This is a genomic window from Williamsia sp. Y844, assembly GCF_056786475.1.
On sequence record NZ_JBXCJB010000004.1, the window covers coordinates 817,350 to 843,528 of the forward strand.

Consider the following 26,179-nt stretch of genomic DNA (forward strand, 5'->3'; position numbering starts at 1 on the left):
CACCCCTCAGGGCCGTACACCTGCCCGGGCGAATCCCTTCAGCGCAAACTTGTTGTAGCGGACTGTGGCGGGCAGCTTCGAATAGATCGGATCGAAGGCCCGAACGGCGGCACAGAACCGCCGGTAGTTGCGTTCCTTGCGGTCACTCCACGGCAGGTTCAACTGCCTGCGTGAGCGTTCCGGCAGACCCCCGGTGGTGATGAATGCCGCAAACGGATTGACGATCGGTGAGATCACCTTCCAGACAACGGGTTTCATACCGGGCGGCAGCGGGTAGCCCTTGGTGACGAAGCCGACGCCGTAACGCGCTGTCTTGTGCGGGACGAGTACCTCGTCGACCATGTGATCCCAGTACGCAACGAAGTCGGCATACGTCGCCGGGACCGGCCGTTCGCTGACACCGTAACGGCGGTACCAGGTGACCGACTCGGCGTAGATCTGCTCTTTCTCGGCGTCGGTGAGCTTCTTGATGAAGCGGTCGGTGGCCTCCAGGACGATGTCGACAAACGTCGCATGTGCCCAGTAATAGGTCTCGGGATTGAGCGCGTGGTACCGCTCCCCACCGGGCATCTCGCCCTTGATGTCGACGTGGAAATCACGAACCGTCGGTCCGGCACTGTCACCCTCTGGCGCATAGACGGTGCCGTAGATACCCGGCAGTGAGCGCTTGATGCGGGCAAACGGGTCCTCGAAGAACACTGAATGTTCCAGGACCGCCTGGCCGAGTTCGGGCAGCATGTTCTCGAGCACACCGGGTCGCGGACCCAGCAACGTCACCCGACTGTCCCCGAAATAACGCCAGGTCAGCGACCCGGGGCCCAGCGGTGCGCCGACAATCTCCGGGCGCGCATCGTCGGCCTCCGATTCGGCTGCCGTCGTGTCGATTGCGTCGGTCATGAGCTTGACGGTAGCAGCAATGGAACATATTCGGAAGATTGTGCCAACGCACTGCCTAACTGGCGCCCCGCAGGTGTGCGCGCCCACCTCGCGCGGCTGCTGCAACGGCGTCCTTGGCGAACCGCGCTGTCCTCGCGATGGCTCGACGTGCCTCCGGATGGCGCCCCGCCAGCGCGGGAAATGCGTGAACCTGCCAGGCATAACTGTGCATCTGCACCTTCACCCCGGCCGCGGTCAGCGACTCCACCAGTTCGAGCGCGTCCGGCTCGAGCATCTCGCCTTCGGCGGTGACGACGATGGTCGGCGGAAAGGCCGCGGGTGGAACGTCCACGATCCGGCGGACCCCGTCGAGTTCGATCGGCCCCTTGTCGAATTGCGGCCGGAGCGCGGCAAGTTTGCGGATCGGAAGGTATGCATCGCCACGGCTCGAGCGGTTGGGATTGCCGCCGAGATCGAGGTCGAGGAAGGGCGAGTACCCGATATACGCCACGGGAGAGGGCACTCCGTCGCGGTGGGCCAGCTCGACGATCTTGCCCGCGAGGAACCCGCCGGCCGAATCACCCGCCACAACAACGTGTTTGAACCCCCGTTCGGTCACCAGTTCCAGGTAGGCCTGATAGGCATCGGCGACGGAGGTTCCCACGCCTGCCTCCGGAAGTTGCCGGTACGCAACCGAATACACGGGCAGGTCGACGTGCTCGCACAGCTTCCCGGCGACCGCCCGATGCGTGGCCAGGCCACACACGACGAGCGCCCCACCGTGCAGATAGAGCACGGCCGCTGCTTCATCGCGACCACTCGGGCGGGCGGGTACCGACAGTTCTACCGGCCGGCCGGCCAAGGTGATCTGCTCACGCGCCACAGACTTTCCCTTCGGGCCAAGGGCGAAGATCTCATCAATGAGATACAGCGGCCGCAGCCCCACGGCCCCGATGGGCCAGAGCGCAAGGGTGGGCTTCACAAAGAGCCGCGAGCCCATCCAGATGGGGTACGACCGCAGGCTCGGTCGTGCATGTCTAGTCACCGACATCTCAAATCCCCTTCGCCATGACCAGGGCATATCGTCTTGAACAGTGAATTCTAGACAAAGATTTCGTGAAGTTACACCTACCACTCCGCAGTTGGGTCCACCTGAGTACCTCACGCGAGGGGCCGATGTGGTCTCGTTGCATCGCATGTCCATGACCGGGCTGCAACACTTGTTCGGACGACGTGGAGAGAAAGGCCCTTGGTGACAGCTCCGACCCTCGCGCAATTCAGCAGATCTGCGCAGGCGCCAACCGCACGGACCCTCATCGATGTACTGACCGAGACCGCGTCAGTACATCCGGATGCGCCGGCCATCGATGACGGCGACACGATTCTCACGTACGCCGAATTGATGGATCTCGTCGATGAAGGTGCGACCTGGCTCGGCACGCGTGGGATCGGGCGCGGCGATCGTGTCGGAATCCGCATGCCGTCGGGTTCGCGCGAGCTGTACCTGGCGATCCTGTCGACTCTGGCGGCCGGTGCGGCCTACGTGCCCGTCGACGCGGACGATCCGCCGGAGCGGGCCGGCCTGGTGTTCGGCGAGGCCGGCGTGGCGGCGGTGCTGGGCGCCGAGGGCCTGCGCTGGCCGGCCGATCTCGGGCTCTCCCGTGGCGAGGGTGTCGAAAACCCGACGCCACCGACCATCGAAGACGACGCCTGGATCATCTTCACCTCCGGATCCACCGGCACACCCAAGGGTGTGGCTGTCACCCACCGCAATGCGGCGGCGTTCGTCGATGCCGAGGCCTTGATGTTCCTGCAGGACGAACCACTCGGTCCCGGCGACCGGGTGCTCGCCGGGCTGTCTGTGGCCTTCGACGCGTCCTGCGAAGAAATGTGGCTGGCGTGGCGTTACGGCGCCTGCCTGGTCCCCGCGCCACGATCGCTGGTGCGTTCGGGCATGGACCTCGGGCCGTGGCTCGTCCAGCGTGACATCACCGTGGTGTCCACGGTCCCGACGCTGGCCGCGCTCTGGCCCCCAGAGGCCCTCGAAGCCGTCCGCCTGCTGATCTTCGGCGGCGAGGCCTGCCCGCCCGAACTCGGCGAACGGCTGGCAGTCGACGGCCGCGAGGTGTGGAACACCTACGGCCCCACCGAGGCGACCGTGGTGGCCTGCGCCGCCCGACTCGACGGGAGCCGACCGGTCCGGATCGGATTGCCACTGGCCGGCTGGGATCTGGCCGTGGTCGACGGCGAACAGAAGCAGGTCGACTTCGGCGAGGTCGGGGAACTGGTGATCGGTGGAGTCGGGCTGGCCCGCTATCTGGATCCGGTCAAAGATGCCGAGAAGTTCTCGCCGATGGAGACATTGGGCTGGGAGCGCGCGTACCGCAGCGGCGACCTGGTCCGGTTCGAGGCCGAAGGCCTGGTGTTCATGGGTCGCGCCGACGATCAGGTCAAGGTGGGCGGGCGACGCATCGAACTCGGCGAGGTCGACAACGCCCTGCAGCATCTACCCGGAGTCGCCGGTGCCGCCGCGGCCGTCCGGAAATCGGCGGCAGGCAATTCATTGCTGGTCGGCTATCTCGTCTCGACCGACCCCGATTTCGACCTTGACCGCGCCCGGGAACAACTCACCGATCGGCTGCCTGCGGCCCTGATCCCGCGACTCGTACTGGTGGACGAACTACCCACCCGGACATCGGGCAAGGTCGACCGCAATGCACTCCCCTGGCCGGTGCCTTCCGGCGATGGCGAGACCGACACCGGCGACCTCAGCGCGACCGAGGCCTGGTTGGCCGGGCATTGGGCAACGGTGCTCGGTGTCGGCATCACCAACGCGAAAGCCGACTTCTTCTCCGAGGGCGGCGGGTCGCTCGCGGCCGCCCAGCTGGTGACCGTCCTGCGCCAGCGGTTCCCCACCGTCACCGTCGCCGACATCTACGACCATCCCCGGCTCGGTTCGCTGGCGCAGATGCTCGACGACCTCAACCCGGGCGCGGTGGTCGAGCCCCGGATCGTCGAACCGACGCCACGCCGAACCGGACTGGCCCAGGTCGCGCTGTCCGTACCGCTGACCACCCTGACCGGTCTGCAGTGGGCGACCTGGTTGGCCATCGTGAACAACGTCCTGTCGGCGGCCTTCGACTCATCCTGGATCCATCCGATCAACTGGTGGATCGTTCTCGCCGCCTTCATCATCTTCATCACCCCACTCGGCCGGATGCTGACCGCCGCGGCGGGCATCCGGTTGTTGCTGGCCGGGGTCCGCCCCGGTGATCATCCCCGCGGCGGGTCGGTACATCTGCGGCTGTGGATCGCCGAACGCCTGACCGAGGCCAGTGGTGCCGCAAATCTCTCTGGCGCGCCCTGGATGATCTATTTCGCCCGTTCGCTCGGTGCCCAGATCGGCCGTGACGTCGACATGCACACGTTGCCGCCGGTGACGGGCATGATCACACTCGGCGACGGCTGCTCGGTCGAACCCGAAGTCGACCTGTCCGGTTGGTGGATCGACGGGGACGTCGTCCATATCGGCGAGATCGAGATCGGTGCCGGCACCAGTGTCGGTTCGCGATCAACGCTGTTGCCGGGAGCGAGAATTGGCGCGGGCGCCGAAATCGCACCGGGTTCGGCCGTGATGGGCCGGGTCAAGGGCGGCCAACGCTGGGCCGGTTCGCCTGCGGTCAAGACCGGTAAGGCCCAGCGTCCCTGGCCGGAGGAACGGCCCGCGAGGCGCAGCTACTGGGTGCCGATCTTCGGGGTGTCGTCGGTGTTGCTGGCCGGGGTTCCGCTGGTGTCCCTGGCTGCCGGTCTGACCATCATCGGCAGCTGGGCAGGCGGTGCCGACGACCTCGAGTCGGTGACGCTGCGCGCGATGGCATTGCTGCCTGCCGCGACCCTGCTGAGCCTGCTGGTGTTCGCCGTGCTCACCGTGGTCCTGGTGCGGTTGCTGTCGATCGGAATGCACAAGGGCTATCACCCGGTGCGTTCCCGGGTCGGCTGGCAGGTCTGGGCCACCGAGCGGTTGATGGACTCGGCGCGGACCTTCCTGTTCCCGCTGTACGCCTCATTGTTGACCCCGGTCTGGTTCCGGATACTGGGCGCCGACATCGGCAAGGGCACCGAGATCTCCACCGCCCTGGTGATCCCGAAGTTCACCACGGTCGGCGACGGCGCGTTCCTGGCCGACGACACCATGGTCGCGTCCTACGAACTCGGTGGCGGGTGGATGCACATCGACGAGGCCAAGATCGGCAAACGCGCGTTCCTCGGCAACTCCGGCATGACCGGACCCGGCCGCAAGGTCCCGAAGAACTCGCTGGTGGCCGTCCTGTCGGCCACACCGAGCAAGGCGAAATCGGGTTCGAGCTGGCTGGGCAGTCCGCCGGTGCGCTTGCGCCGGTCCGCGGCCCGGACCGATACCTCCCGCACGTTCGATCCACCGACCAAACTGAAGGTCGCCCGCGCGATCGTCGAGACGATGCGACTGATCCCGGTGATGGTCAGCTTCGGTCTGGGCCTGCTGGTACTGATCGCCCTGCAGTACGTCGTGATCGAGACCAACTACTACGTGGCGGCCCTCGTCAGCGGGCTCGTGCTGCTGATCGCCGGTGCCGCTGCCTGCTGTATCGCCGCGGCCGCCAAATGGACTGTGGTCGGCCGTATCCGGGCCACCGAATATCCGCTGTGGAGCTCGTTCGTCTGGCGCAACGAACTCTCGGATGCCTTTGTGGAAACGGTCGCCGCCCCCTGGTTCGCGAACGCCGCCACCGGAACACCCATCCTCAACGTCTGGCTGCGGATGCTCGGCGCCCACATCGGCAAGGGCGTCTGGTGCGAAACCTACTGGCTGCCAGAGGCCGACCTGGTGACCCTCGGAGACGGCGCCACCGTGCAACGCGGTTGTGTGGTCCAGACCCATCTCTTCCATGACCGGGTGATGGCCATGGACGAGGTCGTCCTTGGGCCCGGCGCCACGCTCGGACCACACTGCGTCGCGCTCCCGGCCTCCGGACTGGGCGCAGGCGCCACCGTCGGACCCGCCTCACTCGTCATGCGGGGCGATGTTGTTCCCGATTCCACCCGCTGGCAAGGGAACCCGATCGCACCGTGGAACCCGTGATCGCGCTACACCTTGTTTCGGCGCCGTCGGCTCATCAGGTAGCCGTCGGCTCCGACGCGGCCGGTATCGGCGAGCCCGACGGCGACCAGGCCTGCGATCAGGGCGAGCGGCAGTTCATAGCCGTTGTCGTAGTTCCAGAACCCGTTGTCGATGTGGGCGTAGAAAATCGCGCCGATCATGTCGGCGATCAGCAACAGCGACACCAATGGCGTCAGCACACCCAGGATGAGCAGGATGCCACCACCGAATTCGACCAGTGCGGAGTACCAGGCCGCGGCGGCAGGCCACGGGATGTCCAGCGACTTGAAGTACGCCTCGGTGGCATCGATTCCGTTGGTGTGCAACTTCTGCCACCCATGGAAGATGAAGATTATGCCCAGGATCACACGTGCGACCAGGGATGCGAAACTTCTCGATGTACCCATGACTATGGTCCTTGTCCTCGGGAAAAAATACGTCGCCTTCAGCGGCTATCTGCCCCACGGGTCTTGAAGCACCGTCGCCTGGGCGGCCATGTAACGTCTCCACCGATCACGAATCGGCGGTGCGACGTCATAGATGTCCACCCACAAGCCATTCAACGCGATCGACGATGCATATCGGAACCGAACAGGAGGATTTGTGCCAGGTAAACTCGGCAGGCGCTCCTCCCGGACCGGGCAGTCGCTGTTGGGCGACCCGTCGGACGGAATCGACCCGTATCTGCCTGCCAACGGCAATCTCGGATACCGGGTATCGCGCTACGACCTCGACCTCGAATACAAGGTCGCGACCAACCGGCTCGCCGGAGTCGCCGCCATCACCGCGACCACGGTCAGCAACCTGAGTCGATTCAGCATCGACCTGTCCTCCGCGCTCAAGGTCGAACGCGTCACGATCAACGGCAAGCGTCCGGCCCGGTACAGCCACCGCAGCCACAAGCTCAACATCACGCTGGCCACCGAACTCCCCGCAGGCGGCGGGATGATCATCGTGGTCAAGTACGCGGGCAACCCCAAACCGATCCGCGGCCAATGGGGCGAGGTCGGCTGGGAAGAGCTCACCGAGGGTTCACTGGTCGCCGGCCAGCCCAACGGGGCCGCATCCTGGTTTCCCTGCGACGACCACCCGAGTTCCAAAGCGGCTTACGGCATTTCGATCACCACCGACAGTCCCTTCATGGCGGTTGCCAACGGCGTTCTCAAGAGCAAGCGCACCAAGGCCGCCCAGACCACGTGGGTCTACGAGCAGATCGAGCCGATGGCATCCTATCTGGCCACCGTCCAGATCGGCGTGTATACCCGAAAGACGCTCAGTACCAAGCCCGTTCCCATCCACGCCGTGATCCCGCCGCGGCTGCACAAAGAGTTCGACCTCGACTTCGCCAAGCAGCGGTCGATGATGGAAGAGTTTGTCGACATGTTCGGCCCGTATCCGTTCCCGGAGTACTCGGTGGTGGTCACCGACGACGAACTCGAGATCCCGATCGAAGCCCAGGGCATGTCGATCTTCGGTGCCAACCACTGCGACGGCACCGGTTCGTCCGAGCGTCTGATCGCACACGAATTGGCACATCAGTGGTTCGGCAATTCACTGACGCTGAACCGGTGGAAGGACATTTGGCTGCACGAGGGATTCGCCTGTTACAGCGAGTGGTTGTGGTCGGAACGGTCGGGCGGACTCAGTGCCGAGGCCCAGGCCCGCAAGTACTACGGCCGGTTGTCGGCATCCCCCATGGATCTGGTGATCGGCGATCCCGGACCCAAGAACATGTTCGACGACCGGGTCTACAAACGAGGCGCGCTGACGCTTCATGCCCTACGGAAGCGTGTGGGCGACAACAACTTCTTCGACCTGCTCCGGGAGTGGACGAAGGACTACCGCTACAGCTCGGTGACCTCGGCCGACTTCACCGGCCTGGCCGCCAAGCACAGCCCGGAGCCGCTGAACGATCTGTGGCAGAGCTGGCTCGACGAGAAGCCGCTGCCTGCGTACCCGGGTGTCTAGATGAGTCGGGTGGCCCTGGCGACCGTGATCGCCGCGGTATCCGGCTATCTGGTCCTGCTACTCGCGGCCCGCGCCCTCGGCGCCGACGGCTACGCGGCGTTCGCGGTGTTCTGGGCCGCGTACGGACTGGCCACCGGAACGCAGAACGGGCAACTCCAGGAAACGACCCGCGCGGTCCGGGGCGCCCGGATCCGGGGCGTGGACGGGAACGACGCCCGGCCGATGCCGCTCAACGCCGCCGTCGGGATTGGGTTGGCCCTGGTGGTGGCGGCGACCTCGATCGGCTGGGCCGGCGCGGTATTCGAGTGGTACCGAGTCGAATCGGTGCTGTTGCTCGCCGCGGGTGTCGCGGCGTTCGGCATCTATGCCGGCCTCGGCGGAGCCCTGTCCGGCCTGGGTCGGTGGGGACCCTTTGCCACCCTGCTCATCGTTGATGCGCTGATCCGGCTGGGGCTCACCGTCATTGCCGTCATCGCCGGATGGGGTTTGTTCGCGTTCCTGGTGATGACCATCGCGGGCACCATCTCGTCGGCGATTGTTGTCCTGTGTCTGCGGCCTGCCCGCGCAGCGCTGGGGGCCCGCGGCGATGTCCCGGTCCGGGAACTGGCGCGAAACACCTTCACGGCCATGGCCGCAGCGCTGGCCAGTGCGGTCCTGGTGATGGGCTTCCCGGTACTGATCAAACTGTCCACCTCCGGCGACCTCGACTCGGTGGCCGGCGCCGTGATCTTGGCGGTGACCCTGACCCGGGCTCCACTACTGGTGCCGCTGAACAGCTTTCAGGGCGTCCTGATCAGCCGGTTCGTCGAGAATCGCGACCGGGTCACGGCGTCACTGATGGCCCCGCTGCTGATCGTGACCGGCGTCGGCGTGATCGGTGCGGTCGCGGCCTGGTTTGTCGGGCCGTGGTTGCTCGAGACCGTCTTCGGCGCCGACTACCGACTCTCCGGTGCCACCATCGCCGCGCTGACAATCGGCGCGGTGGCGATGGCTGTCCTCACGCTCACCGGCGCGATGGCCCTGGCCGTCGGAGCGCACCGTCTTTACGCAACCGGCTGGTGGGTGGCCACCACCGCAAGCGTCGCCCTGCTGTTCGTGCCTGCCGACCTCGAGGTGCGGGTCTCGATCGCCCTCATCGCCGGACCATTGATCGGGATGGCCGTCCACCTGTGGGCCGCGCGGTCGACGTCAACCGACGACGTGCCGGACGAGCGTGGAGACAATCGGCCACTGCCTGCCGAGTAGCGCTCCGGGCACCAGCGTCGCCGCATTCAGCCGTGAGGTCGGGTGGCGCCGCGCGGCACGGGCCGCATCGGGCCAGCCGATCTCGACGCACCGCTGCGCCTCGTCTGAAAAGAAGGCGCGTTCCTCATCGAATCGCCTACCGTCGACGGCCTGCAGCGAACTCACCGATTCGGTGTGCCTGCGGTAGGAAAAGGTGACGCCTTCGGTGAGGACAAGCGCCCCACCTGCCCGCGCGATGTCGAGGAGCAGGGCCAGGTCGAGCACGATCTCGAGGCCGGGCCGGAATCCGATCGGCTTCGCGACCGAGGTCCGCCACACCAGGGACGGGAAGTACGTCCAGTTGCCGCGGTACAGACTCGCTGCCAGCGCCTCACCCTGCAGAACGGCCGGTGCCTGCGGTGTCATACGGGCCTTCACCCGGTCACCCAGCGGGTGGACGACGGCGTCATCAGCGTCGATGACCTGCACGCCCGGTTGCACCACAGCTGCGGCGGGATGCGCGTCGAGTGCGGCCATCGCGTTGGCCAGATGCTGCGGCGCCATGACGTCGTCGCAGCCCATGAGGGTGAACGCGGGTGCCTCGACAAGGTCCACACAGCGCCGGAAGTTGCCGTTGACGCCGAGATTCACGTCGTTGCGCAGGTACTGCACGCGGGCATCGCCGAGCGACTGCAGCCAGCGCGCGGGCTCGGGGTCGGGGTACTGGTCGTCGACCACCACCAACCGAAAGGCGGTGAAGGTCTGATCCAGCACGCTGCGGACCGCGGCTTTCAGTTGATCCACGTCACCGTAGAACGGCAACATGACGTCGACAGCGAGCACGCTCCGCAGAGTACAGCGGTGATACCGATAGACTGCCTATCGGCCCGACAGCGGTTGGGTTGTCCGGGACCTGGTTCGGTATCCGGTCGATGTGTGCGTGGAGGTGTGGTCATCGCTGTCTCACCCGCTGCCACCGATAATTCCGATGTCTGGCTGATCGTTCCGGTGTTCAACGAGGAACCGGTGATCGCATCGGTGATCACCGCAGCCAAGAAGACATTCCCGAATATCGTCTGCGTCGATGACGGCAGCAAGGACAATTCCGTCTCCGAGATCCGGGCCTCGGGCGCCGATCTCGTCCGCCACCCGGTGAACCTCGGCCAGGGGGCCGCGATCCAGACCGGTGTCGAATATGCCCGGGCACAGCCGGGCGCCCAGTACTTCGTGACGTTCGACGCCGACGGCCAACACCAGGTCGACGACGTTGTCGCCATGCTGGCACGGCTGCGCAGCGAGCCACTCGACATCGTGATCGGCACCCGTTTTGCCGAAGACCGCAGCAAGAGCGTCCCGCTGTTCAAGCGGATGGCACTGCGCACCATCGTCTTCCTCAGTCCCCGGACCCGCCGAATGGGTCTGACCGATGCCCACAACGGTCTGCGCGTCTTCAACGCCACGGTGGCAGGCCAACTCGACCTGATCATGAACGGGATGAGCCACGCATCGGAGTTCGTCGCGCTCATCGATGAGCACAAGTGGCGGGTGTCCGAACAGCCCGTGACCATCCTCTACACCGAGTATTCGATGGCCAAGGGCCAGTCGCTGCTCAACGGTGTCAACATCTTGAGCGACGGTCTGCTCGGTGGCCGGATGAGGCGGTAGCACACCCAATGCTGGTCATCCAGATACTTCTGATCCTTGCCGTACTCCTGATGGTCGGCTACTTCATCACCCGCCGCGGCAGTGCCAGGGCCTCGGCGTGGGTCAAGTTGATCTTCTTGGCATTTCTGGCCTTTGGCGTCTACGCGCTGTTGCGGCCGGACGATCTGACAGTGATCGCGGGCTGGGTCGGGGTCGGACGTGGTACCGACCTGGTGCTGTACGGACTGGTGGTGGCTTTTGCCTTCACCACGATCAGCACCTACCTGCGGTTCCGTGATGTCGAGATCAAATACGCGCGGCTCGCGCGGTCGGTGGCGCTGCAGAACGCTGCGCGCGAGAACGACCACAAATCACCGGAGGACCCACCCGCCGATCCGGCTCAGTGATGGTGCGGGTGCTCGGCGCCCATGATGTCGTGCAGGATTCGGTGCACGATGGCATCCGCCACGACGCGGTAGTGGACGGAACGGCCGGTCTTCGTGGTGGTCACCCAACCCTGATCCCGTAGTGCCCGCAGGGACTGCGACGCAGCGTTCTCGGTGATCCCGGCCGCCTCGGCGAGTTCGGCCACCACTGCCCCGGGATGTTCATGCATGTGGGTGATCAGGCGTAAGCGGGTGGAATCAGACAGCAGGGCAAAACGTTTGGCCCAATCGTCGATGTCACCTTGGGGCTTGCTCACGATGCTAGGCTACGGCACACATCAAATGTGTCCATCCAGACATATATCGAGGCGAGGGGTTCCACGGTGTTCGTGCCACGGCGTCTGACATTGCTTGCAACCGCGGGCGCCCTGATCCTGACCGGGTGTTCCTCACCATCGGTTGAGGACTCGGCTCGCATCGTGCTCGCCGATAGCCAGGAACTCGGCGGGTACAACCCGATATCGGGTTACGGCGCGCTCGGCGTATCCCCGATCTACGAGGGACTGTTGCGCCCGGAGGCAGACACCGACACCGCATTGCCTGCACTGGTCCCCTCGCTTGCCGAAAGTGCCCCCGAGCCGGTCGGTCCTCGCAGATGGCGTTTGGCGCTGCGCCCGGATGTCAGATTCTCCGACGGTTCGGAGTTCGATGCGGCGGATGTGGTCGCCACATATGCCGCGGTCCGCAATCCGGTTGTCGCGTCCGAGATCTCGGCCAGCCTGGCACCCGTTGTCGATGTCGCCGCCGACGGACCGAATGCCGTGACCGTCACCATGAACACCGACGCCGACCCTTCGCCGTATCTCCTGCTCGGTATTGCGCCGTCAGAGATGATCGAGGATGCACCGGCCGCCGACTGGGCGCTGAACACCAAACCTGTTGGCACCGGCCCTTATGAGCTGGAAAGCCTGGACGCCGATCAGGCCGTGATGGTCGCCCGCTCCGACTATCGGGGGTCACTACCGCAGGTGACCACACTGGTTTTCACCCACAGCCCCGACGACAACAGCCGGTCCGCGCAGATCTCGACCGGTGAGGTCGATGGCGGTCCCCTGCCCCCGAAGATGCTCGCCGCCCTCGACGGCCGCGACGGCATCGCGACCGTCGGAGTCCAGTCGGCCGACTGGCGCGGGGTGTCTTTTCCCAGCGACAACGCCTTCACGGCCGATCCCCGGGTGCGGCTCGCCATGAACCACGCCGTCGACCGCTCCGCCATGATCACCGATGTCCTGGCCGGCCACGGCCGGCCCGCCAGCACACCGGTGGCGGCTGTCTACGGGGACGCCTACAACCCGGATGCGGTCTTCGACTACGACCCGGCGCAGGCCGCGACAATTCTCGACTCCGCCGGGTGGCGGATCGCAGGAACCGGAGATGTCCGCGAAAAAGATGGCGTCCAAGCATCATTCGAGTTGCTCTACAACGCGCAGGACACCCTTCGACGCGATCTTGCCGTCGCATTCGCCGCGGCCATGCAGCCGCTGGGCATCAAGGTCACACCCCGTGGCAGTAGCTGGGACGACATCGAAACCAGAATGGGCACTTCGGCAGTCCTACTCGGCGGCGGAGATACGCCGTACAGCATCGACTCTCAGGTCTACAACACACTGCACACCCGTGTCCCGGATTCGTCGCCCTACTCCAACCCGGGCAACTTCACCACCCCCGGATTGGACCAGCTCCTGCAGCAGGCCCGCGAATCGGCGACCACACCGGAGAACGACGCCCGGTACCGCGAGATCCAGACCATGTACTTGGCGCAGCCGTCGTCGGTCTTCCTGGCATTCCTCGACCACACCTACGCCTACCGCGACCTCGGCTGGCAACAGAGCGCGCCCATCCTCGAACCGCACTCCCACGGGGTGACATGGGGACCGTGGTGGCGCATCTCCGCCTGGCAACGGTGAATGCGACACGGCGCCGGATGGTTCCGGCGGTTCGTCTGCTGGGGCTTCGCGCACTGATCGCGATCCCGGTGACCGTCGCGGTCTCGGCCGCCATCTTCCTACTGGCGTCGTTGTCGCCGTTTGATCCACTGGCCGCCTATCTCGGCGACAACTATCAAAGCGCCACCCAATCGCAGCGACAGGCAACTGCTGATGCCTACAACACCGACCAGTCCTGGTACGGCGCGTGGTGGCAGTGGATTCGCGATCTGCTTCACGGCGATCTGGGTTGGTCATCGACCCAATCACTGCCGGTGGCAGAGGTTCTCACCAGCAGGTTGCCGTTCACCCTCGGCCTGTCCGCGGCCGCGTTGCTCGCCGCAACGCTCATCGCTGTCGGGCTCGGTGCGGTGGCCGGTATGCGCCGCGGTGGCCTCGTCGACAGGCTCTGCTCGGGCGCATCCGCACTGTTCGCATCGGTTCCGCCGTTTGTGGTGTCTCTAGTCCTGGTGTCGGTACTGGCCGTGGGGCTGCGTTGGTTCCCCACCTCCGGTGCCCGCGATCCCGGAGATCCGTACACGGCATCCGGGATACTGACGCACGCCGTGTTACCCTTTGTGGCACTGACACTTTCACAAATCCCGTGGTTGCTCCTCACCACCCGGGCGTCGGTTGTCGAATCAATCGGCTCCGATGCGGTCCGAGCCGCACGGGCACGGGGCATCGGCGGCGCGGCCCTGATGCGTGGTCACGTTCTTCCCACCTCGGTGGCCCCGACGCTTGCCCTGCTCGGGACCCGATTGCCCGAGGTCATTGCCGGCGCGGCCATCGTCGAGACCATCTTCGGCTGGCCGGGCGTGGCATCGGTACTGGTCGAATCTGCTGCGGCACTGGACTTTCCGCTGATGGCCGCGCTCGCGGTCGGCTCCGCACTGGCCGTGCTGCTGGGATCCGCATTGTCCGATGCCGCCGCGACAGCGCTGGATCCACGGATCGGGATGGCAGCATGACCGCGCAGTCACTGAGGCGGCGGCGGACAATCCGGCACTGGCCGTGGTTGCTGCTGTTGGTTATCGCAGTGTTCGCCGTTGTGGCGCCGATCGTGGCCGGCGAGCAGGTGGCCGACTTCAGCCGAGCACTACTGGCCCCCGGCATCGATCAGCCACTGGGGACCGATCATTCCGGCTACGACTTACTCGTCCGCACGGCAGAAGGTCTGCGTATCTCACTGGCGATGGCCGCGATATGTGCCGTCGTCGCAACACTTCTGGGTGTTGCCATCGGCCTCCTTTCGGTAACTGCGGGCGGCTGGATCGATGCCGTGGTGATGCGGGTGGTCGACGGATTCAACGCCCTGCCCCATCTTGTTGTCGGAATCGTCATCGCCGCACTGTGGCGCGGGGAACCGCTCGCGATCATCGCCTCCATCGCCCTGACCCATTGGCCGGCCGTGGCGCGGGTCGTCCGCGCGGAACTGTTGGCTGGCGCTGAATCCGGATGGGTGCACACAGCTCGTCTGGCCGGCGCCTCACGCTGGTTTGTGGCGCGGCACCACCTCTTACCTGCGGTCGGTGGTCAGGCGTTGGTGGCGATGGTGATGTTGTTGCCCCATGCGGTGTGGCATGAGTCGACGCTGTCGTTCCTGGGTGTCGGACTGTCGCCGGATCGGGCCAGTCTGGGCACTCTGCTCGGGCAGGCACGAGGCGACGTGATGCTCGGTGCCTGGTGGACGCTGGCCGTCCCCGCCTGCGCGCTGGTCCTGACGGCCCTGGCCATAGCGGCCGCCGCCTCCGGGCTACGGCGGCGGATGGAACCACCACGGGGAGTGATCTGGTGAATGCGGGCGCTGATATCCGGGGCCTGAAGGTGGACATCGCCACGCGGGGTGGTCGGGATTCGCCGAGTGTGACCGGCCTCGACGGTGTCGACCTGACGTTGACGCGCGGCGAACTGACCGCGCTCATGGGCGAATCCGGTTGCGGCAAATCACTTGTTGCGGTGGCACTCTGTGGTCTCCTCCCGCCCGGGTGCAAGGTCAGCGGCGCCGTCGAGATCGAGGGGCAAGCGATCGCCGCCGACGACGAGAAGCGCTGGCGCCAGATCCGCGGGCACCGCGTCGGCCTGGTTCCCCAATCTCCGGCCACCTCCTTCACCCCGGTGCGGACTGTCGGGTCTCAGATCGAAGAGTGCATTCACGTTTTGGATGGCGCCCGCAGTGCCAAGGAGTTGGCCGAACTCGCCGAACTCCCGGTTTCGGCGCTGGAGTTGTTTCCACACGAGTTGTCGGGCGGCATGGCCCAACGTGCCGCGATTGCTGCTGCGCTGGCCGGCAATCCGTCGGTGGTGGTGGCCGACGAACCCACCTCCGCGCTCGATCCCGACCTCGCCGCAGCGACCTGGAGACTCTTACGCTCGACTGCCGACGCCGGCGCAGCCGTCCTTGTCATCACCCACGATGTGACAAGCCTTTTCGCGGCAGACATCTGCGACTCCGTTGCACTGATGCGTGCCGGACGGATTGTTGCCGACGGTCCGCCCGCGTCGGTGCTACGCATCGACAACACCTACGTCAGCCAGTTCTTCGATGGAGTTGCAGTGTGAACAGCCATATCCTGCAGGCCAAGTCGATCTCTGTTCGATTCGGCGACCAAACCGTGTTGGAGAACGTCGACCTCGAGGTGAGATCAGGCGAGATCACCGGCGTCGTCGGTCCTTCCGGAACCGGAAAGACAACCCTGCTTCGGGTGATGGCGGGTCTACAGACTCCAGATTCGGGGAAGGTCTCCTACAACGGCAGCCCCGAGACGGCGCCCGGATCATTGGCCATGCTCGACCAGCATCCGCGCCTGGTCTGCAATCCTCGCTGGACACTGTCGCAGATCATCACCGAACCTGCCGACATCGCCGGTCGCATTGTTGATCTCGCCGCGGTCGCCGAACGCGTCGGCCTCGATCTACAATTACTCACCAGATTTCCGACCCAAGTCAGCGGCGGACAACTCCAACGCGCCTGCATCGCACGGGTACTCGTCGGCGAGCCGGCATTTCTTCTCTGCGACGAGCCCACCGCCATGCTCGACCCCATCGCCACCACTGCCGTCATCGAGCTCTTGCGGCAGTTGTCCGACGACGGTACGGCCATTGCGCTCGTCAGCCACGACCACGCACTACTTGATCGGCTCTGCACCTCGGCGAGAGTGCAGTTATGAAGGCGCCGGCCCAGTAGGTTCCTTCACAACTGCAGCCTCAACCAGGTGGTGACGGTACTGCTACAGGCGTGCGTTTCGACCACACTGGTGCCCGTAACCTTGGCATTGAGCGTGGGAGGGCCTCGAATGGTCAGCAAAGCCGACTGGCAGCAACAACTTGAGCAATTGGACCGGTCGTCGTGGCCGGCCTTCCTCGATGCGAATTCCGGACTTCCCGGTCCACGGGGCGACATCGAGTTGGCAATGGCACTGGCAGAAGTGGCCGACAGCGACTTTGTCGATGACCTGCTCAGCAGCAGCGACGAGTACCGGACATTCTGCGGCGCAATCTGTCTCGGCACCCGCGCCGCAGAAGATGAAGTGGCCACGCGCATGCGAGCTTTGGCCGCCGATGACCGGTGGCGGGTCCGCGAGGGTGTCGCCATCGGTCTGCAGCGCCTCGGCGATACCGACCCGGCTGCCCTGAAACTCATCGTCAACGACTGGGTAGACGATTCCGACCCATTGGTGCAGCGGGCAGCCATTGCCGCGATCTGCGAGCCACGCCTGCTGCGCAATCCGGGCGCTGCCGCGGTGGCGATCGACGCCTGCAAACGCGCCAGTGCGCATTTGGCGGCCCGGCTGCTGCAGACACGTCGAGATCCAGGGGTACGCACTCTCCGGCAAGCGCTCGGCTACTGCTGGAGCGTAGCCGTCGCTGCCAATCCCCTACCGGGCCTGGCCGAGTTCGGGAGCCTTGATGATTCAGACCCCGACATCGCGTGGATCATCACCAACAACCTGCGCAAAAAGCGGCTCGCACGCCTGTTGTGAGCCGGACTCCCGAACGTCCTAGCCGACAGTCGGATCTGCCAGTGCCTGCAGGAATGCGGTGACATCGTCGTGGTCAGGTAGCAGTCCAGAGGCTCGCGCTTGGGCCAATGTTGGTGCGGTGGTGTCTTTGTCGCTATATGAATTCGTCCGTGAAACTCTTCGCCTAACGGATCGTCAGGAATCGACCCCTTGTGATACCCACCACAGCTATGCTACCAATGAAACAGAGATACGACAAATGTTTCATTGCTTCAGCCTGCACGGCCCGACGTGACCATACATGGACAACCTCAACAGACGCGACGGGCGGCGCGGACATGAAAGACGGTCACCTGGCGCTCCCTGCCCACCACTGCCAGGGCAACCCGGAAGCGGAGAGTTGTCGCTTCATGCTCGGCAGCGAGATCACGCAACGGGGCCAGTTCTCGAGACTGCACAGAAAGGACACCCCCCATGGACCAGAACCTACTCCAGCAAAGCCTGACACTGGTGGCCGCGGACGATCCTGACTTCACGGTTCGCTTCTACGAGCGCCTGTTCGACGAATACCCCTCGGTGAAAAAGCTTTTCGGAGAAAACATCCGCCCACAGGCCACGATGTTGCAACAAGCCATTGCCTCCGTCCTGGACCATCTTGATGACCCCAGTTGGCTCCAATCGACTCTGGGATCTCTCGGCAGGGTGCACGCCTCGCTCGGGGTCACACCGCACATGTACGGCTGGGTGGCAACAACATTGATCACGACCATGGCTGACATCGGTGGCAGTGAGTGGACCGATGCCATGTCCGAGGCCTGGACGGAGGCCCTGACCGCAGTGGCCGAGATGATGCTCGATGCCTACCCGCCAGAATCATCTGGCGTTGAACCCGGCACTGACAACAAGCAACTACTCAGCGGCCTGGACCGGGGACGAAGGTAAAGGCATTCTCAGATTTCTCCCTTATGCCAGCTGCACTCGTGGCGCCGCATCGGGGAGATTGGGTGAGCCCCATCTATGCGACATCGTTTGTAGATGAACTCGCCCGCATTGATTGACAACAATTCACGGACGACAAGGACCACTATGCTGCTTACGATCTTTTACTTCATCGAATCCATCGACAACGCCCTCTGGGACCTCGCCGAGTCGGTGCTCACTGGCAGCGCCGCCTAGCATCGACGGTGTTCGGTCAACCCCCACCGTCCTAGCCGGTGGTATCCGGATCAGCCAGTGCGCGAAGGAATGCGGTGACGTCATCGAAATCCGGAAGTAGGCCGGACTCTCGAGCCTGGGCCAATGTCGGTGCGGCAGTGTCTTTGTCGGAGAGCGTGTAAGTCAGGGGGCTGCCGTCTCGGGCTGCGCTGGGTAGGTCAAGACCGAGTGCGGGATCCAGGGGGCAGATGCCGTGTTCGCCGGTGGGGTTGTAGCCGGCCGAGCACAGGTAGGTGACCACCGAGTCGTCTTCGAGGCAGACGAAGGCGTGGCCTAGGCCTTCGCCGACGTAGACCGCTTTGCGGTTGGAGTCGTCGAGCAAGACGCCTTCGGATTGGCCGAAAGTCGGTGAGCCCACGCGGATGTCGACGACGATGTCGTAGATCGCGCCTTTGGGGCAGCTGACGTATTTGGCCTGCCCGGGTGGGATATCGGCGAAGTGCACACCGCGCAGCACTCCGGCCGCGGACACCGACAGGTTGGCCTGTTGCAGGTCGAAGGGGTGACCGATGGCTTCGGAGAGCACGTCGGCGCGGAACGATTCCATGAACAACCCGCGTGGGTCGCCGAACATCTTGGGAGTGACGACAAAGGCACCGTCGATGGACAGGGGCTGGATCTGCATGATGTCAGTGTTCCATCTCGTCAGCGTTCAATGGTCGTCAGTGGTCTTTGCCGCGCTGCAGCAGGTCCAAGAGGTAGCTGCCGTACCCGGATTTGAGCAGTTTCGTTGCGGCGGCTTCGAGTTGGTTGTCGTCGATGAATCCACGACGCCAGGCAACCTCTTCTGGGACAGCAATTTTCAGCCCCTGGCGTTGTTCGACGGTGCGCACGAAGTTCCCGGCGTCGAGCAGGGAGTCGAAGGTGCCGGTGTCGAGCCAGGCGGTGCCGCGGGGCAGGACTTCGACCTGTAGGCGGCCCTGGTCGAGGTAGGTGCGGTTGACGTCGGTGATCTCGTATTCGCCGCGGGCGCTGGGCTTGAGGTTGGCGGCGATGTCGATGACGTCGTTGTCGTAGAAGTACAGGCCCGGAACCGCGTAGTTGGATTTGGGGTGTTCGGGTTTTTCTTGCAGATCAACAGCTTTGCCGTCGGCATCGAAATCGACCACGCCATAGTCTTCGGGGTTGCGGACCCAGTAGGCGAACACCGCACCGCCGTCGATGGTCTGGAAACGGTTGAGTTGTTCGCCCAGGCCGGGCCCGTAGAAGATGTTGTCGCCCAGGACCAGTGCCACCGAATCTGTGCCGATGTGATCGGCACCCAACACAAACGCCTGCGCCAGACCGTCCGGACTCGCCTGAACCTGATAGGTCAACGACAATCCGAACTGGGAGCCGTCACCGAGGAGAGCCTTGAACGCTGCTTCGTCGTGAGGCGTGGTGATGATCAGGATGTCTCGGATTCCCGCGAGCATCAGCGTGCTCAGCGGGTAATAAATCATCGGTTTGTCGTATACCGGCACCAGCTGTTTACTGACACCCTGAGTGATCGGATGCAACCTCGATCCGGTTCCCCCGGCCAGAATGATTCCGCGCATGGTTCACACCATAGGGTGCGGGTCCTGCGACTGCCCAGAACTGACCCGGTCGGTAGGGTTGCACCAGCGAATGGAGGCAGCAAATGCGGGTATTGATCACCGGTGGCGCCGGATTCATCGGCGCCAATTTCGTGCACCGCACCCTGGCCACCAGGCCAGATGCGCAGATAGTCGTCCTCGATGCGATGACCTACGCCGCCAACGCCCAATCATTGGCACCGGTCGCCGACCGCATCGAGTTCGTCAAGGGCGACATCGCCGACAACCAACTGGTCGACACACTGATCGCCGAGGCCGACCTGGTGGTCCACTTCGCAGCCGAATCCCACAACGACAACTCGCTGGCCGACCCCACCAGCTTTGTCCATACCAATATCGTCGGCACCTTCTCGCTGCTCGAAGCGGTCCGCAAACACAACGTCCGCTACCACCACATCAGCACCGACGAGGTCTACGGCGACCTCGAACTCGACGACCCACACCGCTTCACCGAAGCCACCCCCTACAACCCCTCGAGCCCCTACTCCTCCACCAAAGCCGGAAGCGACCTACTCGTACGCGCCTGGGTCCGCTCCTTCGGAGTACAAGCCACCATCTCCAACTGCTCAAACAACTACGGGCCCTACCAACACATCGAAAAGTTCATCCCCCGCCAGATCACCAACGTCCTGAGCGGCATCCGCCCCAAGCTCTACGGCACCGGCACCAACGTCCGCGACTGGATCCACGTCAACGACCACAACGACGCCGTCTGGACCATCATCGACAAAGGCCAGATCGGCGAAACGTACCTGATCGGCGCCGACGGCGAAGCCGACAACCGCACCGTCATCGAAACCATCCTCGAACTCACCGGCCAACCCAAAAACGCCTTCGACTTCGTCACCGACCGACCCGGCCACGACCTGCGCTACGCCATCGACTCCACCCGCCTGCGCACCGAACTCGGCTGGCAACCACAATTTCTCGACTTCCGCGCCGGCCTGGCCGACACCATCAACTGGTACCGCGACAACCCCCAATGGTGGCAACCCCTCAAACAAGCCACCGAAAACAAATACGCCACCACCGAAAAAGTGGTTGAGTAGCGATCGTCAGGTATCTCGGCAATCCGCCGCGAACTGAGCTCCCAACTCAGACATGGTTGCGTGGATACAACGCGCGAAATCGTCCCCCGAATCGTCGCTCAGCCACATTTCGAAACCGACCTTGAACACCGTGACCCCGACTTCGGCGAGCAGCGCGGCCGCGGTATCTGCGACACCTCGGGCGCGTAGCGCTTCGGCGATCGCCGACGCAAGTCTGGCAAGTTTGAGGAGTTCGCGTTCCTCCAAGCTGGAGTTCGCCGCGATGACGGCGGCCCGTCGACGTGCATCGTCCCGGTCGAGCAGAACCTCCCCGATGGCCTCGATCGCGGCGACCACCACATCGATCGCATCCAGTTCAGACGAGGCCGACGAGATCGCGCCGACAACAAAGTTCTGCAACTCATCGGACTTCCCGAACAACACCTCCCGCTTGTCCGCGAAGTGGCGAAAGAACGTGCGTTCGGTGACGCCCGCCCGCTGCGCGATCTCCAGCGCCGTCGTCTGCTCGAATCCGCGCTCGCCAAAGAGATCGACGGCAGCGCCGATCATGCGGCCGCGCGCGTCCGGTTCCCATCGTGCCATCGCAGAAGCTTAGCGATGTCAGCATCTGACATCATATGCTACTCTGATGACAGTTACTGACATCAGGCCCGGGAGTTCCGGACCATCGACAAGGAGAGATTCATGCGCGTATTTGTGACCGGGGCCTCCGGTTGGATCGGTTCGGCCGTGGTACCCGAACTACTCGACGCCGGACACGAGGTGGTCGGCCTCGCCCGTTCCGACACTTCCGCGGCAGCACTGGGCACCGCGGGCGTCGAGGTACATCGCGGCAGCCTCGACGACCTCGAGGTCCTACGCAAAGCAGCCGACGCCGCTGACGGCGTCATCCATCTCGCCTTCAAACACGATTTCTCCGACTTCGCGGGCGCCGGCCGCACCGAGCGCGCGGCCCTGGAAACGCTGAGCGAAACGCTTGTCGGCTCCGATCGCCCCCTGCTCTTCGCGTCCGGCGTTGCCCTCATTCGCCCGGGACATGTTGCGACAGAATATGATTCCACTCCGATGAGCGGTCCCGACGCACCCCGCGGCGGTGGCGAGGCACTGGCGCTGGGCTATGCGGCGCGAGGCGTGCGATCGGTGGCCCTTCGGTTCGCTCCCACCGTGCACGGCGACGGCGACCACGGCTTCATGTCGACGATCGTCGGGGTCGCACGCGAGCGCGGCGTGTCCGGGTACATCGGAGACGGATCGAACCGCTGGCCTGCGGTGCACGTGCGCGACGCCGCTCGAATGACGCGACTGGCCCTCGAGAAGGCACCGGCGGGTTCGGTGGTCCACGGTACGGCGGAAGAAGGCATCACCGCGCGAGAGATCGCAAACGTCATCGGCCGTCACCTCGACGTCCCCGCGCTGTCGGTGGCCCCGGAAGACGTTGCAGCACACTTCGGTTGGATCGGAGCCATCTTTGGGCTCGACATACCCGCCTCGAGCACGATCACAGGACAGCTCTTGGATTGGACCCCGACACACACCGGGTTACTCGATGACCTCGAGGCAGGGCACTACTTCCGAAAGTAGTCGACGGTCGCCGCTATGCCTTCGGTCAACGGCACCGCAGGCGTCCAGCCGAGTACCTTGCCGGCGTGTGAACCATCGATCGACGAATCCCGGACGTCACCGAGCCGAGCCGGTTCGAAGGTGGGAGTGTCTGCGGCACCGGCCGCGGCAGCCACCATCGTGTGCAGGTCACGGTCGGACGTCTGGACTCCGGTACCGATGTTGAACCGTTGTCCCCCACCATCTTCGGCGGAAGCCAACACGAACCCGGCGACCACATCGTCGACGTACACGTAGTCGCGGGTGTTGCCGCCGTCGCCGAACAACTTGGTCGGCGCCCCGGAGAGAAGATGCTTGGCGAAGATCGCGACCACGCCCGCCTCACCATGTGGATCCTGGCGTGGCCCATACACATTCGCGGGTGCGATGTGGGTGCAGTCGAGTCCGTAGAGCGACCGGTACATGTTGAGGTAGATCTCTCCGCTGACCTTGGCCGCGGCGTAGGGACTCATCGGCGCCAACGCAGCCGTCTCTGCCACCGGCAGATGCTCGGGTGAGCCGTAGATCGAACCGCCCGACGACGTGAAGACGATCTTGCGGACGCCCGCGAGCCGGGCCGCCTCGGCGAGCCGAATCGTCCCCAGCACGTTCACGTTTGCGTCATGCAGCGGATCGGTCACCGACGCCCGGACATCGATCTGCGCGGCGAGATGGAAGATGACCTCCGGATTGGCCTGCGCAACAACCTCATTGAGGTCAATTGTGGTGATATCACCTTCAATGACCGTCGCACCGCGCTCGATTGCATCGGCGAGATTCTCGCGGCGACCCCGCGAGAAGTCGTCGAGGACAACCACCTCGTGCCCCTGCTCGAGAAGCCGGTCGACCAGCGTCGACCCGATGAAACCGGCGCCGCCGGTGACCAATGTCCGCATTACCGCGTCCCATTCCGTACTTCTTCGGTGACCTCGAAGATGGTCACGTTGCCTTGGCGATAGATTTCCCGCAAACCCGGTGCCCCGGACTCCCGCAGTTGCAGGTAGGGGTCACCAGTGATGCCCTCTTCTGGTCGCGGTGGACCCTGCTGGAACCACCAGTAGCTCGGCGGCGCGTCGATGACGTAGCGGATGTTCAAGTCGCGGACGATCTGATCGATCTCCGGGTCGCTTCCGATCTTGGCAACATTCCAGAAAAGGTGAGCCTGGCGCTCACTGAAATCGTTGGCCCGATAGAACGGGAACAGTGGCGTCAAACCGGCCACCGGATACATCCAGCCGGTGCCCTGGTCGAGGTTGTTGAGGATCACCGTGTCACGGGCATCAGGTTGCTGCGCAAGCCATTTGTAGGCCTCGACATCCTCGACTCCGATGCGCAGCTCGCTCCGGTACTGGGTGGCGATCTTGCCGTTGTCGGCGTAGCGCCACACCCCGGCGCCCAGGACCAGCAACAAACCGACCACTGCGACCGCCGGAATCACCAGGGCGTTGTCGCGGAACCGTTCTCGCCTGGCCAGCAGACCCGCCGCCCACAAGACCGCAACGCCCACACCGATTCCCGCCGCGGTGGCGGTGAACATCGACACGACAAAGGTGAGTCGGTGCACCGAATTGTAGAAATATCCGCCGAGGGCACCCAACAGCTTTGTCGGCAGCCCGCCGTAATCGTAGATCGCGTTTGCCGCGGTCAGGACGAACGTAATCCACGCTGCCACCATGCCCCAGCTTCTGGACCACACCAACCAACCCAACCCGATTGCAGCCGGAATCAGCAGGTAGATCAGCGGGTAATTGTCTTCGAGCAAATCAGTGCCTTGAAATGCCGCACGCGCCAGCGCCTCGGCCGCAGTGGCGTCCGGATCGCGGAACCCGTAGCCGGACAACTCGTTGTTGTCCGACATCTTGAGGGTGCCGATGATCACCGGACTGATCAGCACCAGCGCCGATGCGCCGATCGCAGCCAGACCGGTGAAGTCGCCAAGTCTGCCGCGCACCGGCGACCACAGCCGCTGCAGCAGCCACCACAGTCCGACGATGACTGCCACAACAACAAGCCCGGACGGATGCGTCGCGGCGGTACCGGCAATGGCCAGCGCGGCGGCCAGAATCCGTCGCCGATCGGTCAGCGCCGAGGCGACCAGAACCGCGGTGACCGGCGCCAGGGAGACGCCAACCGCGTTCGGGACGGCGGTGAAGGCCAGCTCGACGTACGGAAGCGAGGGGAACACGGCGGTGATCGCGGCGGCCAATGCGGCGAACACCGCGGCCCGGTCGGGATCAAGCCGGCTGCGGCCGAGCCAGTAGGCAAGCGCACCGATGCTGATCGGCAGCGTGAAAGCGAGCACCGCGGGTGAATAGACGTTGTAGATCTCCACCGTGTCGGCACCGGTCAGCGAATACAGCAGGGATCCCAGCGAGTGCCACGTGTTCGGGTAGTAGTTGAAACCGCCCGTGTCGTAGTTCATCAACTCGCCCATGTGCAGCGCTGACGCATCGCCGCTCTCATGAATCCAGCGCAGCGCGTCGGCATGCCAGAGCGCATCCCACACCTGGGAGATGTTGTTCAGGCCGAGGAACGTGGTGCCCATCAGCCGCCGGATCGACGACATCATGATGATCACCGCGCCCAGCAGCACGCCCCCGGCCATCAGCAGCAGCGACCGCCTGCTCGGACCCGGAGTGTCGGTGACCGGCGTCGGCGCGAGCCACCCCAAGCGGCGGGCGCAGCGATCCCAGCCCCAGGCGATCAGCCAGCACAGCACCACCATGAGCAGCGCGGTGAGCAGATTCCACGGTATGGAGACGATGCCGTACAGCACCGTGAACACGCCGACCATGCCGAAAGTGAGGGGCGCACCCGCCGCCACGGCCACCGGCCAGGGCAACGACATCCGCCGGCCGACAAGTGCGCCGGGCACGATCATGATCACCGCGGTGACCACCGTGACCCATGCGGCCAGCAGCATTCAGATCCCATCCGTCGCTTGTGAGTCTCGCTATCAGGTTTGGTTAGACCTTAAACGAGGCTTGTGCACACTAAGTTGGAGCATATGGACTGGCCACGTCATATCCCGACATTGACCGATCGGGTTGTCACCTTGCGGCCGCTGACCAGTGCCGATGCAACGTCCGTACAGGCCGCGAGTCAGGATCCGCTGACCGTGGCGTACACCGTGGTGCCGAGCCCGTACACCGCTGCCGATGCCCGCGACTTCGTGGAGAGCCGGTCGGTGCGGGTCTGGCCCGGATTCGACCTGGCCATCGTCGACGACGCGAACAGCTTCCTCGGACTGTGTGGTCTGCACGCCGAAGACGACGACGCGATCACCACCATCGGATACGCGGTGGCCCCGTGGGCCCGCGGCCGGGGCATCGCCACCCGCGCAACTCGGCTGCTCGTCGACTACTCATGGCAGATCGGTGCCGCCCGGGTGAGCCTGGACGCCTACGCCGAGAACGCCGGATCACGGGCGGTCGCCCGCAAGTGTGGATTCGTCGAGGAGGGCATCGCGCGGTCGGGCGCACTGGGTAAGAACGGTCGTCGTCACGACGTGGTGATGCACGGACTCCTGCGTACCGATCCCGGCGCGTAGCGGAGGC

26 protein-coding genes are annotated in these 26,179 nt (G+C 64.7%); 15 read left to right on the forward strand and 11 right to left on the reverse strand.

The window, feature by feature from the left end; genetic code table 11:
• Window positions 1–6 precede the first annotated feature (6 nt).
• Window positions 7–897: an oxygenase MpaB family protein gene (locus tag AC1TQG_RS25015; RefSeq protein ID WP_482141286.1), complete on the reverse strand. Its 891-nt coding sequence runs from the start codon at window positions 895–897 to the stop codon at window positions 7–9.
• Window positions 898–952: 55 nt separating this feature from the next.
• Complete coding sequence (locus AC1TQG_RS25020) at window positions 953–1,927, reverse strand: alpha/beta hydrolase (RefSeq protein WP_482141288.1); 975 nt, start codon at window positions 1,925–1,927, stop codon at window positions 953–955.
• Window positions 1,928–2,128: 201 nt separating this feature from the next.
• Here AC1TQG_RS25020 and AC1TQG_RS25025 point away from each other — a divergent pair, with 201 nt between their 5' ends.
• On the forward strand, window positions 2,129–5,995 hold the full coding sequence (locus AC1TQG_RS25025) for a Pls/PosA family non-ribosomal peptide synthetase (RefSeq protein ID WP_482141290.1): 3,867 nt from the start codon (window positions 2,129–2,131) through the stop codon (window positions 5,993–5,995).
• A 5-nt stretch (window positions 5,996–6,000) separates the two neighbouring features.
• On the opposite strand, the gene AC1TQG_RS25030 is transcribed toward AC1TQG_RS25025, so the two are convergent.
• The gene (locus tag AC1TQG_RS25030; RefSeq protein ID WP_482141292.1) at window positions 6,001–6,420 is read right to left on the reverse strand and encodes a DoxX family protein; all 420 of its coding nucleotides are present in this window, start codon (window positions 6,418–6,420) and stop codon (window positions 6,001–6,003) included.
• 196 nt (window positions 6,421–6,616) lie between these two features.
• Between AC1TQG_RS25030 and AC1TQG_RS25035 the strand changes: the two genes are divergently transcribed.
• Window positions 6,617–7,981 (forward strand): M1 family metallopeptidase, encoded by a 1,365-nt coding sequence (locus AC1TQG_RS25035; RefSeq protein WP_482141294.1) that lies wholly within the window; start codon window positions 6,617–6,619, stop codon window positions 7,979–7,981.
• Window positions 7,982–9,226: an MATE family efflux transporter gene (locus AC1TQG_RS25040; protein ID WP_482141296.1), complete on the forward strand. Its 1,245-nt coding sequence runs from the start codon at window positions 7,982–7,984 to the stop codon at window positions 9,224–9,226.
• Here the strand turns inward: AC1TQG_RS25040 and AC1TQG_RS25045 are convergent.
• Window positions 9,170–10,030, reverse strand: a complete 861-nt coding sequence (locus tag AC1TQG_RS25045) for a glycosyltransferase family 2 protein (protein ID WP_482141487.1) — start codon at window positions 10,028–10,030, stop codon at window positions 9,170–9,172. The two genes, AC1TQG_RS25040 and AC1TQG_RS25045, sit on opposite strands and share 57 nt — an antisense overlap.
• A gap of 111 nt (window positions 10,031–10,141) precedes the next feature.
• On the opposite strand from AC1TQG_RS25045, the gene AC1TQG_RS25050 reads away from it, so the two are divergent.
• Together AC1TQG_RS25050 and AC1TQG_RS25055 are read left to right on the forward strand one after the other, a co-directional pair.
• Window positions 10,142–10,870 (forward strand): glycosyltransferase family 2 protein, encoded by a 729-nt coding sequence (locus AC1TQG_RS25050; RefSeq protein ID WP_482141298.1) that lies wholly within the window; start codon window positions 10,142–10,144, stop codon window positions 10,868–10,870.
• Between the two features lie 8 nt (window positions 10,871–10,878).
• Window positions 10,879–11,256, forward strand: a complete 378-nt coding sequence (locus AC1TQG_RS25055; protein WP_482141300.1) for a DUF2304 family protein — start codon at window positions 10,879–10,881, stop codon at window positions 11,254–11,256.
• On the opposite strand, the gene AC1TQG_RS25060 is transcribed toward AC1TQG_RS25055, so the two are convergent.
• Entirely contained in the window at window positions 11,250–11,552 is a 303-nt protein-coding gene (locus AC1TQG_RS25060; protein WP_482141302.1) for an ArsR/SmtB family transcription factor, read from the reverse strand. The genes AC1TQG_RS25055 and AC1TQG_RS25060 overlap by 7 nt on opposite strands.
• Window positions 11,553–11,585: 33 nt before the next feature.
• On the opposite strand from AC1TQG_RS25060, the gene AC1TQG_RS25065 reads away from it, so the two are divergent.
• The 6 genes from AC1TQG_RS25065 to AC1TQG_RS25090 all read left to right on the forward strand — a co-directional run bounded on the left by AC1TQG_RS25065 (window position 11,586) and on the right by AC1TQG_RS25090 (window position 17,203).
• A complete protein-coding gene (locus AC1TQG_RS25065) occupies window positions 11,586–13,202 on the forward strand; it encodes an ABC transporter substrate-binding protein (protein ID WP_482141489.1) in 1,617 nt (538 codons plus the stop codon).
• Between the two features lie 17 nt (window positions 13,203–13,219).
• The gene (locus AC1TQG_RS25070; RefSeq protein ID WP_482141491.1) at window positions 13,220–14,191 is read left to right on the forward strand and encodes an ABC transporter permease; all 972 of its coding nucleotides are present in this window, start codon (window positions 13,220–13,222) and stop codon (window positions 14,189–14,191) included.
• Entirely contained in the window at window positions 14,188–15,018 is an 831-nt protein-coding gene (locus tag AC1TQG_RS25075) for an ABC transporter permease (RefSeq protein WP_482141304.1), read from the forward strand. The genes AC1TQG_RS25070 and AC1TQG_RS25075 overlap by 4 nt, the downstream gene beginning before the upstream one ends.
• Window positions 15,015–15,782 (forward strand): ATP-binding cassette domain-containing protein, encoded by a 768-nt coding sequence (locus AC1TQG_RS25080; protein WP_482141306.1) that lies wholly within the window; start codon window positions 15,015–15,017, stop codon window positions 15,780–15,782. The genes AC1TQG_RS25075 and AC1TQG_RS25080 overlap by 4 nt, the downstream gene beginning before the upstream one ends.
• Complete coding sequence (locus AC1TQG_RS25085) at window positions 15,779–16,390, forward strand: ABC transporter ATP-binding protein (protein WP_482141308.1); 612 nt, start codon at window positions 15,779–15,781, stop codon at window positions 16,388–16,390. Before AC1TQG_RS25080 ends, AC1TQG_RS25085 begins: the two co-directional genes overlap by 4 nt.
• Window positions 16,391–16,516: 126 nt before the next feature.
• Window positions 16,517–17,203, forward strand: a complete 687-nt coding sequence (locus AC1TQG_RS25090) for a HEAT repeat domain-containing protein (protein WP_482141310.1) — start codon at window positions 16,517–16,519, stop codon at window positions 17,201–17,203.
• A 290-nt stretch (window positions 17,204–17,493) separates the two neighbouring features.
• Here AC1TQG_RS25090 and AC1TQG_RS25095 read toward each other — a convergent pair whose 3' ends face one another.
• On the reverse strand, window positions 17,494–17,640 hold the full coding sequence (locus AC1TQG_RS25095; RefSeq protein WP_482141312.1) for a hypothetical protein: 147 nt from the start codon (window positions 17,638–17,640) through the stop codon (window positions 17,494–17,496).
• Window positions 17,641–17,656: 16 nt separating this feature from the next.
• Here AC1TQG_RS25095 and AC1TQG_RS25100 point away from each other — a divergent pair, with 16 nt between their 5' ends.
• Window positions 17,657–18,124 (forward strand): globin domain-containing protein, encoded by a 468-nt coding sequence (locus AC1TQG_RS25100; protein WP_482141314.1) that lies wholly within the window; start codon window positions 17,657–17,659, stop codon window positions 18,122–18,124.
• Window positions 18,125–18,389: 265 nt separating this feature from the next.
• On the opposite strand, the gene AC1TQG_RS25105 is transcribed toward AC1TQG_RS25100, so the two are convergent.
• Window positions 18,390–19,022 (reverse strand): dTDP-4-dehydrorhamnose 3,5-epimerase family protein, encoded by a 633-nt coding sequence (locus tag AC1TQG_RS25105; RefSeq protein WP_482141316.1) that lies wholly within the window; start codon window positions 19,020–19,022, stop codon window positions 18,390–18,392.
• A 37-nt stretch (window positions 19,023–19,059) separates the two neighbouring features.
• Entirely contained in the window at window positions 19,060–19,935 is an 876-nt protein-coding gene (rfbA, locus tag AC1TQG_RS25110) for a glucose-1-phosphate thymidylyltransferase RfbA (protein ID WP_482141318.1), read from the reverse strand.
• A gap of 83 nt (window positions 19,936–20,018) precedes the next feature.
• Between rfbA and rfbB the strand changes: the two genes are divergently transcribed.
• Entirely contained in the window at window positions 20,019–21,023 is a 1,005-nt protein-coding gene (gene rfbB, locus AC1TQG_RS25115; RefSeq protein WP_482141320.1) for a dTDP-glucose 4,6-dehydratase, read from the forward strand.
• 6 nt (window positions 21,024–21,029) lie between these two features.
• Here rfbB and AC1TQG_RS25120 read toward each other — a convergent pair whose 3' ends face one another.
• The gene (locus tag AC1TQG_RS25120) at window positions 21,030–21,605 is read right to left on the reverse strand and encodes a TetR family transcriptional regulator (RefSeq protein ID WP_482141322.1); all 576 of its coding nucleotides are present in this window, start codon (window positions 21,603–21,605) and stop codon (window positions 21,030–21,032) included.
• 102 nt (window positions 21,606–21,707) lie between these two features.
• On the opposite strand from AC1TQG_RS25120, the gene AC1TQG_RS25125 reads away from it, so the two are divergent.
• Window positions 21,708–22,604 (forward strand): SDR family oxidoreductase, encoded by an 897-nt coding sequence (locus AC1TQG_RS25125; protein WP_482141323.1) that lies wholly within the window; start codon window positions 21,708–21,710, stop codon window positions 22,602–22,604.
• Here the strand turns inward: AC1TQG_RS25125 and AC1TQG_RS25130 are convergent.
• The gene (locus tag AC1TQG_RS25130) at window positions 22,589–23,518 is read right to left on the reverse strand and encodes an NAD-dependent epimerase/dehydratase family protein (RefSeq protein WP_482141325.1); all 930 of its coding nucleotides are present in this window, start codon (window positions 23,516–23,518) and stop codon (window positions 22,589–22,591) included. The genes AC1TQG_RS25125 and AC1TQG_RS25130 overlap by 16 nt on opposite strands.
• Entirely contained in the window at window positions 23,518–25,545 is a 2,028-nt protein-coding gene (locus AC1TQG_RS25135; RefSeq protein ID WP_482141327.1) for a DUF6541 family protein, read from the reverse strand. The genes AC1TQG_RS25130 and AC1TQG_RS25135 overlap by 1 nt, the downstream gene beginning before the upstream one ends.
• 84 nt (window positions 25,546–25,629) lie before the next feature.
• On the opposite strand from AC1TQG_RS25135, the gene AC1TQG_RS25140 reads away from it, so the two are divergent.
• The gene (locus AC1TQG_RS25140) at window positions 25,630–26,172 is read left to right on the forward strand and encodes a GNAT family N-acetyltransferase (protein ID WP_482141329.1); all 543 of its coding nucleotides are present in this window, start codon (window positions 25,630–25,632) and stop codon (window positions 26,170–26,172) included.
• Window positions 26,173–26,179: the final 7 nt, after the last annotated feature.

Bases quoted from the DNA above. Each gene is read 5' to 3' on its own strand.
- AC1TQG_RS25130 (WP_482141325.1), bottom strand. From the start codon at position 23,518: ATGCGGACATTGGTCACCGGCGGCGCCGGTTTCATCGGGTCGACGCTG.
- AC1TQG_RS25055 (WP_482141300.1), top strand. From the start codon at position 10,879: ATGCTGGTCATCCAGATACTTCTGATCCTTGCCGTACTCCTGATGGTC.
- AC1TQG_RS25030 (WP_482141292.1), bottom strand. From the start codon at position 6,420: ATGGGTACATCGAGAAGTTTCGCATCCCTGGTCGCACGTGTGATCCTG.
- AC1TQG_RS25015 (WP_482141286.1), bottom strand. From the start codon at position 897: ATGACCGACGCAATCGACACGACGGCAGCCGAATCGGAGGCCGACGAT.
- AC1TQG_RS25100 (WP_482141314.1), top strand. From the start codon at position 17,657: ATGGACCAGAACCTACTCCAGCAAAGCCTGACACTGGTGGCCGCGGAC.
- AC1TQG_RS25135 (WP_482141327.1), bottom strand. From the start codon at position 25,545: ATGCTGCTGGCCGCATGGGTCACGGTGGTCACCGCGGTGATCATGATC.
- AC1TQG_RS25105 (WP_482141316.1), bottom strand. From the start codon at position 19,022: ATGCAGATCCAGCCCCTGTCCATCGACGGTGCCTTTGTCGTCACTCCC.
- rfbB (WP_482141320.1), top strand. From the start codon at position 20,019: ATGCGGGTATTGATCACCGGTGGCGCCGGATTCATCGGCGCCAATTTC.
- AC1TQG_RS25045 (WP_482141487.1), bottom strand. From the start codon at position 10,030: ATGTTGCCGTTCTACGGTGACGTGGATCAACTGAAAGCCGCGGTCCGC.
- AC1TQG_RS25140 (WP_482141329.1), top strand. From the start codon at position 25,630: ATGGACTGGCCACGTCATATCCCGACATTGACCGATCGGGTTGTCACC.
- AC1TQG_RS25070 (WP_482141491.1), top strand. From the start codon at position 13,220: ATGGTTCCGGCGGTTCGTCTGCTGGGGCTTCGCGCACTGATCGCGATC.
- AC1TQG_RS25040 (WP_482141296.1), top strand. From the start codon at position 7,982: ATGAGTCGGGTGGCCCTGGCGACCGTGATCGCCGCGGTATCCGGCTAT.
- rfbA (WP_482141318.1), bottom strand. From the start codon at position 19,935: ATGCGCGGAATCATTCTGGCCGGGGGAACCGGATCGAGGTTGCATCCG.
- AC1TQG_RS25020 (WP_482141288.1), bottom strand. From the start codon at position 1,927: ATGTCGGTGACTAGACATGCACGACCGAGCCTGCGGTCGTACCCCATC.
- AC1TQG_RS25125 (WP_482141323.1), top strand. From the start codon at position 21,708: ATGCGCGTATTTGTGACCGGGGCCTCCGGTTGGATCGGTTCGGCCGTG.
- AC1TQG_RS25090 (WP_482141310.1), top strand. From the start codon at position 16,517: ATGGTCAGCAAAGCCGACTGGCAGCAACAACTTGAGCAATTGGACCGG.
- AC1TQG_RS25120 (WP_482141322.1), bottom strand. From the start codon at position 21,605: ATGGCACGATGGGAACCGGACGCGCGCGGCCGCATGATCGGCGCTGCC.
- AC1TQG_RS25075 (WP_482141304.1), top strand. From the start codon at position 14,188: ATGACCGCGCAGTCACTGAGGCGGCGGCGGACAATCCGGCACTGGCCG.